This window comes from Archangium gephyra (genome assembly GCF_042230915.1).
GTDB lineage: Bacteria > Myxococcota > Myxococcia > Myxococcales > Myxococcaceae > Archangium > Archangium gephyra_B.
On the sequence record NZ_CP102578.1, the window covers coordinates 1698289 to 1711583 of the forward strand.

At 70.8% G+C, this 13295-nt stretch carries 11 protein-coding genes; 6 read left to right on the forward strand and 5 right to left on the reverse strand.

The features are described 5' to 3' along the window. The first annotated feature begins 318 nt into the window (after positions 1-318). The gene (locus NR798_RS06780) at positions 319-960 is read left to right on the forward strand and encodes an RNA polymerase sigma factor (protein ID WP_375770602.1); all 642 of its coding nucleotides are present in this window, start codon (positions 319-321) and stop codon (positions 958-960) included. After that, positions 957-1598 carry a hypothetical protein gene (locus tag NR798_RS06785; protein ID WP_375770603.1) on the forward strand — a complete coding sequence of 214 codons (642 nt, stop codon included), beginning with the start codon at positions 957-959 and terminating at the stop codon, positions 1596-1598. The genes NR798_RS06780 and NR798_RS06785 overlap by 4 nt, the downstream gene beginning before the upstream one ends. 46 nt (positions 1599-1644) lie before the next feature. Here the strand turns inward: NR798_RS06785 and NR798_RS06790 are convergent, their stop codons facing one another. Next, on the reverse strand, positions 1645-2949 hold the full coding sequence (locus NR798_RS06790) for a hypothetical protein (protein WP_375770604.1): 1305 nt from the start codon (positions 2947-2949) through the stop codon (positions 1645-1647). A 511-nt stretch (positions 2950-3460) separates the two neighbouring features. Between NR798_RS06790 and NR798_RS06795 the strand changes: the two genes are divergently transcribed. The 3 genes from NR798_RS06795 to NR798_RS06805 all read left to right on the forward strand — a co-directional run bounded on the left by NR798_RS06795 (position 3461) and on the right by NR798_RS06805 (position 6863). Then, positions 3461-4594: a sensor histidine kinase gene (locus tag NR798_RS06795; protein WP_375770605.1), complete on the forward strand. Its 1134-nt coding sequence runs from the start codon at positions 3461-3463 to the stop codon at positions 4592-4594. After that, positions 4591-5979 carry a sigma-54-dependent transcriptional regulator gene (locus NR798_RS06800; protein WP_375770606.1) on the forward strand — a complete coding sequence of 463 codons (1389 nt, stop codon included), beginning with the start codon at positions 4591-4593 and terminating at the stop codon, positions 5977-5979. The genes NR798_RS06795 and NR798_RS06800 overlap by 4 nt, the downstream gene beginning before the upstream one ends. Positions 5980-6044: 65 nt before the next feature. After that, positions 6045-6863 carry a hypothetical protein gene (locus NR798_RS06805; protein ID WP_375770607.1) on the forward strand — a complete coding sequence of 273 codons (819 nt, stop codon included), beginning with the start codon at positions 6045-6047 and terminating at the stop codon, positions 6861-6863. A gap of 162 nt (positions 6864-7025) precedes the next feature. Here NR798_RS06805 and NR798_RS06810 read toward each other — a convergent pair whose 3' ends face one another. From NR798_RS06810 to NR798_RS06825, 4 genes are all read right to left on the reverse strand, one after another. Then, the gene (locus NR798_RS06810) at positions 7026-7463 is read right to left on the reverse strand and encodes a hypothetical protein (protein ID WP_375770608.1); all 438 of its coding nucleotides are present in this window, start codon (positions 7461-7463) and stop codon (positions 7026-7028) included. Positions 7464-7630: 167 nt separating this feature from the next. Continuing rightward, positions 7631-8884, reverse strand: a complete 1254-nt coding sequence (locus NR798_RS06815; RefSeq protein ID WP_375770609.1) for a uracil-xanthine permease family protein — start codon at positions 8882-8884, stop codon at positions 7631-7633. Between the two features lie 9 nt (positions 8885-8893). Then, positions 8894-11053 carry a molybdopterin cofactor-binding domain-containing protein gene (locus NR798_RS06820; protein WP_375770610.1) on the reverse strand — a complete coding sequence of 720 codons (2160 nt, stop codon included), beginning with the start codon at positions 11051-11053 and terminating at the stop codon, positions 8894-8896. Further along, entirely contained in the window at positions 11050-11538 is a 489-nt protein-coding gene (locus NR798_RS06825; protein WP_375770611.1) for a (2Fe-2S)-binding protein, read from the reverse strand. The genes NR798_RS06820 and NR798_RS06825 overlap by 4 nt, the downstream gene beginning before the upstream one ends. A 316-nt stretch (positions 11539-11854) precedes the next feature. On the opposite strand from NR798_RS06825, the gene NR798_RS06830 reads away from it, so the two are divergent. Further along, positions 11855-13156 (forward strand): aminotransferase class V-fold PLP-dependent enzyme, encoded by a 1302-nt coding sequence (locus tag NR798_RS06830; RefSeq protein ID WP_375770612.1) that lies wholly within the window; start codon positions 11855-11857, stop codon positions 13154-13156. Positions 13157-13295 lie beyond the last annotated feature (139 nt).

Here is a 13295-nt window from a genome sequence, read left to right on the forward strand (position 1 = left end):
CGGCGGGCCAAAGGCATGACGCCGGGGTCCTGCATCTGACCCACCGTGGATGGGACGAGCCACGCCCCGGTTCCAAGGCCGGATTTTTTTCCCTGTTTTCCGGCCATTCCCCTGGTGAGCGGGCGGACAGGCGAGGCGCGTATCTGTCGGGCCCCTGGCCTGTCATGTCCGGCCCGCCCGGGGAGTTCTGGCCCGGTCCACCAGAAATTGAGATGAGCCGGAACCACTGGACGGTTCATTCCGTCTGGAGGGAGGAAGTCATGAAGAGGCGAGGTGCGGGGGGGGCTGGGTCGGCCAACACACCTGATGAGCAGGGGCATGGGACGACAGGTCGCCAGGTGGCTGCAGGACACGGCGGGGGCGGGGAGAGGCAGGGGCGGCGTGTCCGGTAACGAGCAGGCCCGTTTCGAGGCCGAAGTGGAGGCCCTCATGCCCCGGCTGTACCGGTTCTGTCTGACGCTCAGCCGGGACCGGGAGGAGGCGGAGGATCTGCTTCAGGACTCGCTGGTCCGGGCGTACCTGCACCGGGAGAGCTACCAGGGGCATGGCTCCTTCTTCGGCTGGTTGTGCGGAATCGTCCGCAACCAGTTCATCGAGGGCCGGCGGTCGGCCGCCCGGCGCCGCGGCCTGCTGGACAGCGTGCTGGAGGGGGCGGCGTCGGTGCTGGGTTCTCTGTTCACGGGCGGGGTGGAGCAGCCGGATCCCGAGTCCCAGGCGTGCCAGTCCGAGCAGTCGGCGCTGCTGCTGCGCTGTCTGCACGCGCTGCCGGAGAAGTACCGGTTGGTGGTGTTGCTGTGTGACGTAGAAGAGCTGGGCTACGAAGAAGTGGCCTCCATCCTGGGGACGCCGGTGGGGACGGTGAAGAGCCGCCATTCCCGGGGCCGGGCCCAGCTGGGAACGGCATTCCAGGCGGAGCTGGACCAACAGGCGTGCGCGGTGCGCACAGGAGGAGGCTCATGAGCAAGGACGATGAGACGCAGCTGCCGCCGCTCCCGGAGGAAGCCCGCTTCTCCCTCCAGGCCTTTCGCGCCGAGCGGCCCTCTCCGCAGGCCCGGTTCCGCATCCATGCGGCCCTCCAGGCGGCCGACGCCGGCAGGTCCTCGCCGCCGAGGCGCGCTCCGCCGCCGAGGCCCGCACGGTGGCGCTCCTCCCCCGGCCTCCGGGTGGCGATGGGGGCGATGCTGACCGGCGTGCTCATGCTGGGGGTGACGGTCCGTCTCGACGGCGATGACAGCCAGTTCATCTCGCACGAGTCCCTCCCCTCGCGGCACCTGTCCATCCAGCTTCCCAAGGAAGGCTTCGGCTGGGTGGAGCTGCCCTGGAACATCGGAGATCACCCCGAGGGCAAGGCCGTGGTGCACATGGAGACGCCGGCCGAGATGAACTTCCACGAGCACCACGCCGAGCACCTGCCCGCGCTGCAGCTCGTGAGCTGCGAGGGCGACCGCTGCCTGCACCAGTTCGAGGCCCCGAGCGGACCGTCCGCCCAGCCGCTGCGCGTGCGCATCCACAAGCCGGGGCGGTACGAGTTCCGCGTCTCGCACGCCTCCGACGACCGGCAGATCAACGAGCACTTCGTCGTGGACGCGGAGCACTGACGAGCCGGGCTCCCCGGCTCGTCACCTCCTGAGGAAGCCGTGCGGCTCAGAAGTTGAGCACCGCGCCCGCCTCGAGGCCCAGCGCAGAGCGCACCGGCCCGGTCCGCCCCTGGTCCACCTGCAGCAGGCTGAAGCGCGACTGCACGAGGAAACCCTCCATCACGAAGGCCAGCTTCGGGGTGGGCTTGAACTCGTAGCCCAGGCGCACCGTGCCGTTGTGCACCAGGCCCGGCCCGTTGCTCACCAGCGTGGCGCTGCTGAAGGCCGGCGGCGTGCCATCGGCGGGCGGGGTGCCGTAGCCGTAGTTCGGCAGCACCTTCGCGGCGTCCAGCACCTTCTGGTAGCCCGCGAGGCCGTAGACGGCGTGCTGGCTCGTCAACGCCTGGCGCGCCGAGATGTAGCCGCCCACCTCCCTCATGTCATCGGAGAGCCGGCCCTGCGCCAGTGTGTTCAGGCCCAGGTTGGCGGTGTTCTGCCCGAAGTTGAGCTCCACCCGTACCTGGGTGTCCGCGCTGGGGGAGAGCTCGGAGAAGAGTGCCGTGGAGAAGGCGGTGCTGATGCGCTCGGTGGGCTCGCCCAGGTTGAAGGGCAGCCGCGTGGCGATGGCCGAGGCGCCCACCCGGCTCTTGCCGAACTTGTACGCGCCGCGCACCGCCAGCGTGGGCAGGGTGCCAATCTCCAGCGCCGCCTCCTTGGCCGTGTTGTTGGGCGAGGGGAAGCCCACCGCCGCGCCCAGCTCCAGCTCCGGGGTGCTGTAGAGGTACTTGAGCTGCTGGCGCATGAAGCCGGCGTTGCCCGACTCGAAGAGCGCCCCCACCAGGTTGATGCCGTGCGGGTTGAGCGGGGCGTGCAGATCCCAGTCCTGCCCCAGGGAGAGCATGTGGCCGGGCGCGAAGGAGTAGTCCACCCGGGCGATGCGGAGGCGGGGCAGGCTGGCCACCGTGGGCGTGGCCTTGGTGACGTCCACGAAGTCCAGCTCGAGCTGCGCCCGCAGGGGCCCCTTCTCGTTGAGCCAGAAGCCGACGCGCGACTGGGCCACCTGGAAGCTGTAGCGGGCCTTGTCCGGAGCGACGGAGAGGACGGGGTTGCCCGCGGCGGTGATGGCCACCGCGTTGGGCTGGCCGAAGGACTCCACCGCGCTGGTGGAGGCCACGACGCGCACGTTGAACATGCCGTAGAAGCGGAAGAAGTTGCCCTCGTCCGCGGCGGGCGTGGTGGCGGGCTGGGCCGGAGCGGGCGGCGGGGTGTTGGACGGGGGGGGCTCGGCCGGCGCGGGGGCCTGGGCGGATGCGCTGGTGGACGAGCAGAGCCCTCCTGCGACGAGCAGGGCGGCAAGTCGGACATTCTTCATGGCTTCTCCGGGGGGAATGGACCGGGACGGTCCCGTGCGCACGAGACGGCACGGGCGGCGTCGAGGTTCCAGGCCTTCTCCCCTCGGGCCCTCACGGGACATTCCGCCCCACGGGGCATTCTGCCCCGCGCCAGTGGACAGGTTGGACAGGGCAGGGCGGGCGTGGTGTGTGGAGGTCCGCATGAACCTCGCCCGGAAGATCACCCTCGCCCTGGCCCTGCTCGCCTTCGCGGTCATCGCGGGCCTGGAGAGCAACGAGGTCCAGCGGGAGATGTCCCGCTCGGCACAGAGCATGCAAACGGATCATCGTTTGCTCGGCCGTACGCTGGGCAGCTCGTTCGTCCGGGTCTGGGCGCTGGAGGGGAAGGCGCAGGCGGTGACGCTGCTGGAGGAGGCCAACCGCTCCCAGAAAAAGGTGCGGCTGAGCTGGGTGGGCCTGGAGTCGCCCGCGGCGGCGAGCCTGCCCCCGGAGCACCTGGCGGCGTTACACGCCGGCCGGGACACCACCTGGTTGGACGAGCGCCAGAAGCCGGGGGTGCTGCGCTCCTATACGCCGCTGACCATCGGCGAGACGCAGGGGGCCCTGGAGATTCTCGAGCCCCTCACCGAGCAGCAGCTGCACCTGCGCCAGACGGTGACGAGCGCCGCGGTGGCCACGGGCGCCATCGCCCTGGCGTTCCTCCTGGTGGCCATGGCCATGGGCCGCCGGCTGGTGGGCCGCCCCGTGGAGCAGCTGGTGTCGTTGGCGCGGCGCATTGGCGAGGGAGACCTGGAGGCGCGGGTGCACCTGCGCCAGAAGGACGAGCTGGCCACCCTGGCCGATGCGATGAACCAGATGGCCAGCGGGCTGGCGGCCGCTCGCGCGCAGGTGACGGCGGAGACGGCGGCTCGCCTGGCCACGCTCGAGCACCTGCGGCACGCGGACCGGTTGGGCACGGTGGGCAAGCTCGCCTCCGGCGTGGCCCACGAGCTGGGCACGCCGCTCAACGTGGTGCTCGGCCGGGCGAAGATGATCGCCTCGGGCGAGGCCGAGGGCGACGAGACGCGGGAGTGCGCCCTCATCATCACCCAGCAGGTGCAGCACATGACGGGCATCATCCGCCAGTTGCTGGACTTCGCCCGGCGGCGCACGCCCCAGCGGGCCCCCGAGGATTTGACGGAGCTGGTGGCGCGCACGCTGCGGCTGTTGCACCCGATGGCGACGCGGCGCGGCATCATCCTCGCCAGCGAGGCCGAGGGCCCGCTGCGGCTGGATGTGGATGGCGGGCAGCTTCAACAGGCGCTCACCAACCTGGTCGTCAACGGCATCCATGCGATGAAGCGCCCGGGGACGCTGCGGGTGAAGCTGGGCCGTGCGCGCGCCCTGCCTCCGGCGGAGCTGGGCGGCCCCGAGGCGGAGTGGGTACGGCTGGACGTGTTGGACGAGGGGGAGGGCATCTCCCCGGAGACGCTCCCGCGCGTGTTCGAGCCCTTCTTCACCACCAAGGACGTGGGCGAGGGGACGGGCCTGGGGCTGTCCGTCTCCTACGGGCTCATCCGGGACCATGGGGGATGGATATCCGTGAGCAGCGAGCCCGGGCGCGGGAGTTGCTTCTCCATCTTCCTTCCACCCGAGGCCGCTGGGCCTCAGGAGGCCGAGGCATGAGTGCGACGAAGGGCCGCATCCTGGTGGTCGAGGACGAGCGCGAGATGCGCGCGCTGTTGGAGAAGGGGCTGGGGCGCCGGGGGTTCATCCCCACGGTGCGAGGCAGCGCGGAGGAGGCCTTCCCGCTGCTGGAGACGGAGGACTTCGACACCGTCCTGACGGACCTGCGCATGCCGGGGATGGACGGGCTGGCGCTGTGCGAGCGCATCGTCCTCAACCGTCCGGACATTCCGGTGGTGGTACTGACGGCGTTCGGCACGCTGGAGACGGCGGTGGCCGCCATCCGGGCGGGCGCGTACGACTTCGTCACCAAGCCGGTGGACGTGGACGCGCTGGCGCTGGTGCTGGAGCGGGCGGTGCAGCACCGGGCGCTGCGCGAGGAGGTGCGCCGGCTGCGCCAGGCCCTGGGGGATGCGTCCGCCCATGGCGGCTGGGTGGGGGAGAGCCCGGCGCTGCGCCGGGTGTACGAGCTCATCGAGCGGGTGGCGGACTCGGACACCTCGGTGCTGATTACCGGGGAGAGCGGCACGGGCAAGGAGGTGGCGGCCCGGGCCCTGCATGCCCGGGGCCGGCGCCACGCGGGGCCCTTCGTGGCCATCAACTGCGCGGCCATGCCCGAGCAGCTCCTGGAGAGCGAGCTGTTCGGCCACTCGAAGGGCGCCTTCACCGACGCCAAGGCCGCGCGCACCGGCCTCTTCATCAAGGCCAACGGCGGCACCCTCTTCCTGGACGAGGTGGGGGAGATGCCCCTGGCGCTGCAGCCCAAGCTGCTCCGGGCCCTGCAGGAGCGCACGGTGCGTCCGGTGGGAGGCGACACGGAGTTGCCCTTCGACGCGCGCATCGTCGCCGCCACCAACCGAGATTTGGAGCTGGCCGTGGAGGAGGGTCGCTTCCGCGAGGACCTGTACTACCGGCTCAACGTCATCGGCCTGGAGCTGCCGCCGCTGCGCGCCCGCGGCAATGACGTGCTGCTGCTGGCCCAGCGCTTCGTGGAGCACTTCGCCTCGCGCACCGGCAAGCGCGTGCTGGGACTCAGTCCCGCCGCGGCCCAGCGCCTGTTGGCCTACACCTGGCCCGGCAACGTGCGCGAGCTGCAGAACTGCATCGAGCGCGCCGTGGCCCTCACCTCCTACGAGCAGCTCACCGTGGAGGACCTGCCCGAGCGCATCCGCGACTACCGCGCCTCGAGCCGCGCCCAGACGGATGATGTGTCCGAGCTGGTTTCACTCGAGGAGATGGAGCGCCGTTACATCCAGCGCGTGCTGGAGGCGGTGGGCGGCAGCCGCACCCTGGCCTCGCGCATCCTCGGGGTGGACCGGAAGACCATCTACCGCAAGCTGGGCCGGCGCAACGGCGCCATCGAGGACAAGGACGAGAAGCCCTGAGCGGGGCTCGTGTCCTCTGGCACGTGGCGTGCTTCCTCCAGGGCTCCCCCATGGAGGCAGTACCGATGCACCAGAAGACTCAGCAGACGAGGCAGGAGCGTGGTTTCCCCAGCAAGAGCGTGCGCCCGGTTCGCGGGGCGGCGCGCCTTGTCGCGGTGAGCGCGGGGCTGTGGCTCGCGCCCGCGGCCTTCGCGCAGCAGGCGGACGCCACGGAGGAGAACCGCGCGAGCATGGATCGCTTCTTCCCGCTGTCGGAGAGCGCGGCGACGCCGCCCACGTACGTGCGCGCGGAGACGGCGGGCCAGGCGACGTCGAGTGACGGGGCGCAGGGCTATGGCGTCTCGCAGCGGGTGGAGCTGGTGGTGGTGCGGGGCCTGTCGCTGCGCGTGGGCGCGGAGCTGCGCAACAGCGAGAATGGCTTCACGCCGAGCGCGCAGGCGAAGTACCAGTTCCTGCGGCAGGCCGAGCACGGGGTGAACGCGTCGGCGGGCCTGCGCTACAAGCAGCAGGGCTTCCAGTCGACGGGTGGCGAGGCGGAGGCCTTCGCGGCCGCGGGCAGGCGCTGGGGCAACGTGCTGGCCACGCTGAACTTCGCGGTGGGCCGCGAGCTGTCGAGCCCCGAGGGAGACGTGGAGGGCCACCTGGGCGTGGGCTACCTGGTGACGGAGAACCTGGTGGTGGGCCTGAACACGCGCTACCAGCACGAGTTCGAGACGGAGAAGGCGGGCCGTCACCCGGGCCGCGAGTTCGAGCTGATGACGGGCGGGATGGTGGGCTACGGCATCGGCATCGCGGAGCTGTCGTTGCTGGGCGGCTACTACATGCCGCGCGCCTCCAACAGCAGCGGGCCCATGGGCATGCTGCGGCTCGGGCTCAACTTCTGAGCCGGAGCCGCGGACACACCACGCCCCAATAACCCCTCTCCCCTTCGGGAGAGGGACGGGGTGAGGGTGCCACGCTTCCCGGGTTGAGCCCCTGTCCTACGGAGGCGGGCGGGACGGGGGCTCCTCGGCCACGGTGGCTGCGCGGCGGAGACGCCGGGCCGCTCAGAAGATCTCGAACCACGCTTGGCTGTTGGGCGCCGGAACGGGGCACGAGATCGGGTCGCTGTGCCCGAAAATGCGGGTATTATTGGCCCAGATCCGGTTCTGCTGCGCCGCCATCCGGACTGCAGCCGCGAACTGGGGGATGCCGGGACCACACGTGGAGATGTAGATGGCGGCGGGAACCGCCCCCTGCGCCATGTTCCCCTGGATCAGCGCCAGGAAGGTCGACGCGTCGATGTCCACCGTGCCCGGCTGCGCGTTCCCGATCTCATTTGCGTCGCCATGCGCGATGACGACGATCGTCGCGCCAGCGGGGATGCCCAGATTCATCCCGGACACCTGCAGCCACGAGTAGCGCGCGGTGATCGGGTTCCACGCGGCATTCAACTGCGTGTTGATGATGTCCTGGTCCGTCGACATCTGCATCACGTACGTCATCGTTGTTCTCCTGCCCGAGGTGGGTGGGCGTTTCCGGGGCGCTCATCGCTCTCGTTGGCATCCCCTGCTCCATGGACGTCCGAATGACCCGAGCTGTGAACGGTGGATGGGGACGGCCCTGTCACTTCGGGGTGGGGCAGGCACGCTTCCCGGGTTGAGCCCCTGTCCTACGGATGCGAGCGGGACGGGGGCTCCTCGGCGGGGTGGGCATCCAGCTCCTCGCGGTCGAGCGAGGCCGGCAGCAGCGCATTGGCGAGGATGCCGACGAGCGCGGCGAGCGCCATGCCGTGCAGCTCGATGTGCACGCCGCCGAAGGCCACCGGAATCTTCGCGCCGCCCAGGCCCAGCACGAGGATGAGGCTGACGACGATGAGGTTGCGGCTGTGGGCGAAGTCGATGCGCGCCTCGGAGAGGGTGCGGATGCCCACGGAAGCAATCATCCCGAAGAGCAGGATGCTCACGCCGCCGAGCACGCCGGGCGGGAGGCTCTGGAAGACGGCGGCCAGCTTGGGCGACAGGCCGAAGAGCATGGCGAAGCCGGCGGCGATGCGCAGGACGGCGGGATCGTAGACGCGGGTGACGGCGAGCACGCCGGTGTTCTCCGCGTAGGTGGTGGCGGCCGGGCCCCCGAGCACCGCGGAGGCCATGTTGGCGATGCCGTCGGCGAAGAGGGTGCGCGGCAGGCCCGGGCGCTCGAGGAAGTTCTTGCCCACCACGCGGCCGTTCACGATGACGTCGCCAATGTGCTCGATGAAGGTGACGAGCGCCACCGGGGCGAGCACGAAGATGGCGCTCCACGAGAACGTGGGGCCGTGGAAGGGAGGCAGGCCCACCCAGGCGGCGTCGCGGATGGCGTCGAGCCGCGCGGGCTCCACGGCGCCGAGCACCAGCGCGGCGACGTAGCCCGAGATGACGGCGATGAGGATGGGAATCATCTTGAAGAGGCCGCGGGCGAAGACGCTGGTGAGGATGGCGGCCAGCAGCGTGACGAGCGCCAAGCCCCAGTGACTCTGCGCCTGGTTGACGGCGACACCGGCGAGGCTGAGCCCGATGACGATGATGACGGGGCCGGTGACGATGGGGGGGAACACCTGCTGGACGCGCCGGATGCCCACGGCCTTCACCAGGGCGGAGAAGACGAGGTACATGGCGCCAGCGGCGACGAGCCCACCGCCCACGGCGGCGGGACCCTCGGCCTTGAGCACGGCGATGATGGGGGCGATGAAGGCGAAGCTGCTGCCCAGGAAGATGGGTACACCCAGCCCGGTGAGCACGTGGAAGAGGAGGGTGGCGAGCCCGGCGCCGAAGAGGGCGACGCTCGGATTGAGGCCGGTGAGCAGCGGCACCAGCACGGTGGCGCCGAACATGGCGATGGTGTGCTGGAGGCCCAGCACGACCTTCTTCTGGAGCGGGAGGGGCATGGGACGCCCTTAGAGCTTCAGGGGCAGGGTCCGCAAGCGCTTCCCGGTGAGGGTGAAGAGGGCATTGGCCACGGCGGCCGCCACGGGCCCCAGCGGCGGCTCGCCCATGCCCAGCGGCTTGTCACCCTCGCCCATCAGCAGCGTGTCGATCTCCGGCGCCTCCCGCATCGTCAGCAGCGGGTAGGCGTGGAAGTTCTCCTCCTCCACCTGCCCGTCCTTGAGCGTGATCCGCTCGGAGAGGGTGGAGCTCAGGGCCATCATGATGCCGCCCTCCACCTGGGCGGTGGCGCCGTCCGGGTTGATGACGAGCCCGCAGTCCACCGCGCAGGTGATGCGGTGCACCCGCGGCCGGCCACTCTCCACGGAGACCTCGGCCACCTGGGCCACCACGGTGTGCGCGTCCACGGAGCACGCGATGCCGCGCGCCCGGCCCTCGGGAGTCGGCGAGCCCCAGCCCGCGCGCTTCGCCACGGCCTCCAGCGCCTTGCGGAAGCGGCGCCCCAACTCGTCCTCTCCCAGGTGCTTCAGCCGGAAGGCCAGCGGGTCCTCCCCCGCCGCGTGGGCGAGCTCGTCCATGAAGCCCTCCAGCGCGAAGGTGTTGGCCAGCAGGCCCAGGCCCCGCCAGGTGGCGGTGGGCACGGGCAGCTTCACGCGCTGCGCGCGCACCCGGCGGTGGGGCAGGGCGTAGCGGATGGTGGCCCCGCGCCAGGAGCCAGGGTCCGCTCCCAGCACCACCGCCGCCGCCTCGGGTATCAGCGAGAAGAGCACGTCGCCGCTGGCCTGCTGGTGCTCGAAGGCCTGCACCCGGCCGGACTCCAGCGAGGCCCGCAGCACGTGGTGCGTGGGCGGACGGAAGAAGCCATGGCGGAACTCCTCGGCGCGCGTCCACCCCACGTGCACCGGCTTGCCCGTGGCCTGGGACAGCCGCGCGGCCTCGATGGCGGCCTGGGCGTCCAGGCGCCGGCCGAAGCCACCGCCCAGGTACGTGGGGACGAGCTCGATGCTCTCCTCCTCCCGCTCCAGCGCCTTGGCCAGTTGCTTGCGGATGCTCCCGGGCGACTGGGTGGCCATCCACACCCGCACCCGCTCCGGCTTCACCTCCACCAGCGCGGCCTGCGGCTCCAGGTGCGCGTGCGCCGCCAGCGGCGTGCGGTACTCGGCGCTCAGCTGCTTGCCGCGCCCCAGGTGCTCCGCCACGTCGCCCTCGTCCTGGACGATGACGCCGTCTCCCTCCTTCACCGTCGTCAGCGCATCGACGTCCGCCTGCTGCAGGGACTCGCCCCCGGTCCACTCCAGCTCCAGGTGGGCCAGCGCCGCGTGGGCCTGCTCGCGGGACGTGGCGGCCACGGAAGCGAAGTCCTTTCCAATCACCACCTCCACCACGCCCGGCTGCTGGCGGGCCTTGCCCTCGCGGGCGGCGCGCAGCGTGCTCCCCAGCCGCGGCGGACGGGCCGTGGCCCCATACAGCATGCCGGGCAGCCGCTGGTCATAGCCATACACGCCCTGCCCGGTGAGCTTGGCCTCCAGGTCCACGCGCGGCATCGACTGGCCGATGACCTGGAAGTCCTTCACCGGCTTGAGCGCGGGCGGCTGCTCGGGCACCTCCCACGTGCCCGTGTGCCGCGCCACCACCTCGCCGTAGCGCAGCGTGCGCTCGGGCTGGTCGCGCACGCTCAACGTCCCCCCGGCGGCCACGAGCGACGCGGCGGGCACGCCCAGCTGGCGCGCGGCCTCGGTGCGCAGCATCTCGCGGAGCGTGGCGGCCGCCTCGCGCAGGGGCTGGTACAGGCCCACCACCGTCATGCTGCCCGAGGTGCCCCGGTTGTCCACCGGCCCATGCGCGGTGGTGGCATGCACCACCTCCAGTCGCTCCCAGGGGATTTCCAGCTCCTCGGCGGCGAGCTGCCCCAGCGCGGTGTGGATGCCCTGGCCCATCTCCACCTTGGGCAGGTGCAGGCGCACGCGGTCGTCCGGTAGGAGCTCGAACCAGACGGTGGGGTCCAACGCGTCCGAGGACGGCGAGAATCCCTTGTCGAAGGCGCGGGCCACTCCCAGGCGCATGGCGGGCAGGCCCAGGGCCAGGGCCCCCGCGCCGCCGATGCCCAGGCCCAGCAGGAACTGCCGGCGCGTCGGGCGCCAGGACTTCTTCGGAGTCACCGGCTCGCTCATGGCTTCGTCTCCTGGGCAAGCTGCTCGGCCGCCGAGAGCACGGCCTTCTTGATGCGGCAGTAGGTGCCACAGCGGCAGTAGTTGCGCTCCATGGCCTCCACCACCTGGTCGGGCGTGGGGCTGGGGTTGCGCTCCAGCAGGGCGGCCGCCGTCATCATCTGCCCGCTCATGCACCAGCCGCACTGGGGCACCTGCACATCCAGGAACGCCCGCTGCACGGGGTGCAGTTGCGGCTTGCCGTCCGGCCCCGGGCTGGACAGGCCCTCCACGGTGCGGACGCGCGCGCCTTCCAGCGTGGACAGCGGGGTGAGGCAGGCCCGCGTGGCCGCGCCATTCACATGGACGGTGCACGCACCGCAGAGGCCGGCACCGCAGCCGAAGCGGGTGCCCACCAGGCCCAGCTCGTCCCGTAGCACCCAGAGCAGCACGCGGTGGGGGTTCTCGTCGGGAACCTCGTACTCCCGGTCATTGATGAGGAGCTTCATCGGTCTTCCAGATGGTGGGCGGGTGTCCTGCTTCCTCGCCTCCGTGGGGGGGCAAGGAGGATACCTCAGCTCCCTCCACCCGCCTCCATGCTCGCCGCTACTCCGGGTGCGCCTTCCGGGGAAGGCCTCCCCTCGGAGTGTTGATGGCCGCCTGCGGAGCCGGGGGCGGCGGGTCGGGAAATCCACCGAGTCCCCGTGAAAGAGGACCCAGCGGCATCAAACACTTGCAACACCGGGCGAAGTGTTTGGGAGGCATGGTGAATCCACACGCGCGCCGTTAGGCTTTGCATGACAATCTTTGGAAGGAGTTGCGTGCATGCTGAGCCGCCGCCGTTTCCTCCTCACCAGTGCGCTCGCCGCGGGGGCGGGCGCCGTTCCCACCGCATTCGCCGCCAAGGACTCGAAGGACTGGAGCGCCGTGCGGCGGCAGTTCGACCTGGACCCGCGCTACATCCATCTGAGTCAGTTCTTCCTCGCCTCGCATCCGCGCCCCGTGCGCGAGGCCATCGCGAGCTACCGCCAGCAGCTCGAGGCCAACCCGCTCCATACCGTGGAGCGTCTGGTGTTCGGCGGGCCCCAGGACTACGTCCCCACCAAGGTCTGCCACGCCATCGCCTCGTACATCGGCGGGAGCGCCGATGACATCGCGCTGACGCAGAACACCACGACCGGCCTCGCCGTCATCTACCAGGGCCTGCCTTTGAAGCCGGGGGATGAGATCCTCACCACCTCGCACGACCACTTCGTGCACCACGAGGCCATCCGCCTCGCCGCCGAGCGCAGCGGCTCGACGTGGCGCAAGGTTCCGCTCTTCGACGCGTACGACAGCATCTCCGCCGATGCGATGGTCGAGCGTCTGCGCAAGGCCATCCGCCCGGAGACCCGTGTGGTGGGTGTGACGTGGGTGCACTCGAGCAGCGGCCTCAAGCTGCCGCTCCGGCGCATCGCCGATGCCCTCGCGGTGGTCAATCGCGACCGCCCGCCCGAGCGCCGGGTGTTCTTCGTCGTCGATGGGGTCCATGGCCTCGGCGTGGAGGCGCCGGACATCGTGGCCATGGGGATGGATGCGTTCTCGGCGGGGACGCACAAGTGGATCTTCGGTCCGCGCGGCACCGGTTTCGTCTGGGCCCGTCCCGAGGTGTGGTCCGTGATGCGGCCCCTCATGCCGAGCACCTCGTCCGCCGAGCTGTTCTTCGCCTGGGCCGGTGAGAAGCCGCCCGACATGCCCGCCCGCGCCACCTGGTTCTCCCCCGGCGGCTTCCAGGCCTTCGAGCACTACTGGGCCGTCCCCGCCGCCTTCGAGTTCCATCGGGCCATCGGCCCCCAACGCATCACCGGGCGCATCCACGAGTTGAATGCGCAGATGCGCGAGGGTCTGGCGAAGATGCCTCACGTCACCCTGTACACGCCGCGCTCGGCCGAGCTCTCCTCGGGCATGGTCTGCTTCGACGTGAAGGGGATGGGGCCCCAGCAGGTCGTCCAGCGGCTCGCGGAGAAGAACAGGATTCTGGCCTCGACCACGCCCTATGCGGTGCCTTTTGCGCGCGTGGCCTTCGGCATCCAGAACACCCCGGATGAGGTGGAGAAGGCGCTCGCTGCGATTCGCTCCATGGCGTGAGCGGCTCCCGAGTTCATGGGGCTCAACCCGGGGCCCGGATACCCTCACCCCGTCCCTCTCCCAGAGGGAGAGGGGAGTTGGGCGGAGTGGGGGGAGTTGGGGATCTGGGCGGAGTGGGGGAGTGGGGGAGTGGGGCGAC

Bases quoted from the DNA above. Each gene is read 5' to 3' on its own strand.
- NR798_RS06800 (WP_375770606.1), top strand. From the start codon at position 4,591: ATGAGTGCGACGAAGGGCCGCATCCTGGTGGTCGAGGACGAGCGCGAG.
- NR798_RS06815 (WP_375770609.1), bottom strand. From the start codon at position 8,884: ATGCCCCTCCCGCTCCAGAAGAAGGTCGTGCTGGGCCTCCAGCACACC.
- NR798_RS06810 (WP_375770608.1), bottom strand. From the start codon at position 7,463: ATGACGTACGTGATGCAGATGTCGACGGACCAGGACATCATCAACACG.
- NR798_RS06780 (WP_375770602.1), top strand. From the start codon at position 319: ATGGGACGACAGGTCGCCAGGTGGCTGCAGGACACGGCGGGGGCGGGG.
- NR798_RS06790 (WP_375770604.1), bottom strand. From the start codon at position 2,949: ATGAAGAATGTCCGACTTGCCGCCCTGCTCGTCGCAGGAGGGCTCTGC.
- NR798_RS06820 (WP_375770610.1), bottom strand. From the start codon at position 11,053: ATGAGCGAGCCGGTGACTCCGAAGAAGTCCTGGCGCCCGACGCGCCGG.
- NR798_RS06830 (WP_375770612.1), top strand. From the start codon at position 11,855: ATGCTGAGCCGCCGCCGTTTCCTCCTCACCAGTGCGCTCGCCGCGGGG.
- NR798_RS06785 (WP_375770603.1), top strand. From the start codon at position 957: ATGAGCAAGGACGATGAGACGCAGCTGCCGCCGCTCCCGGAGGAAGCC.
- NR798_RS06805 (WP_375770607.1), top strand. From the start codon at position 6,045: ATGCACCAGAAGACTCAGCAGACGAGGCAGGAGCGTGGTTTCCCCAGC.
- NR798_RS06825 (WP_375770611.1), bottom strand. From the start codon at position 11,538: ATGAAGCTCCTCATCAATGACCGGGAGTACGAGGTTCCCGACGAGAAC.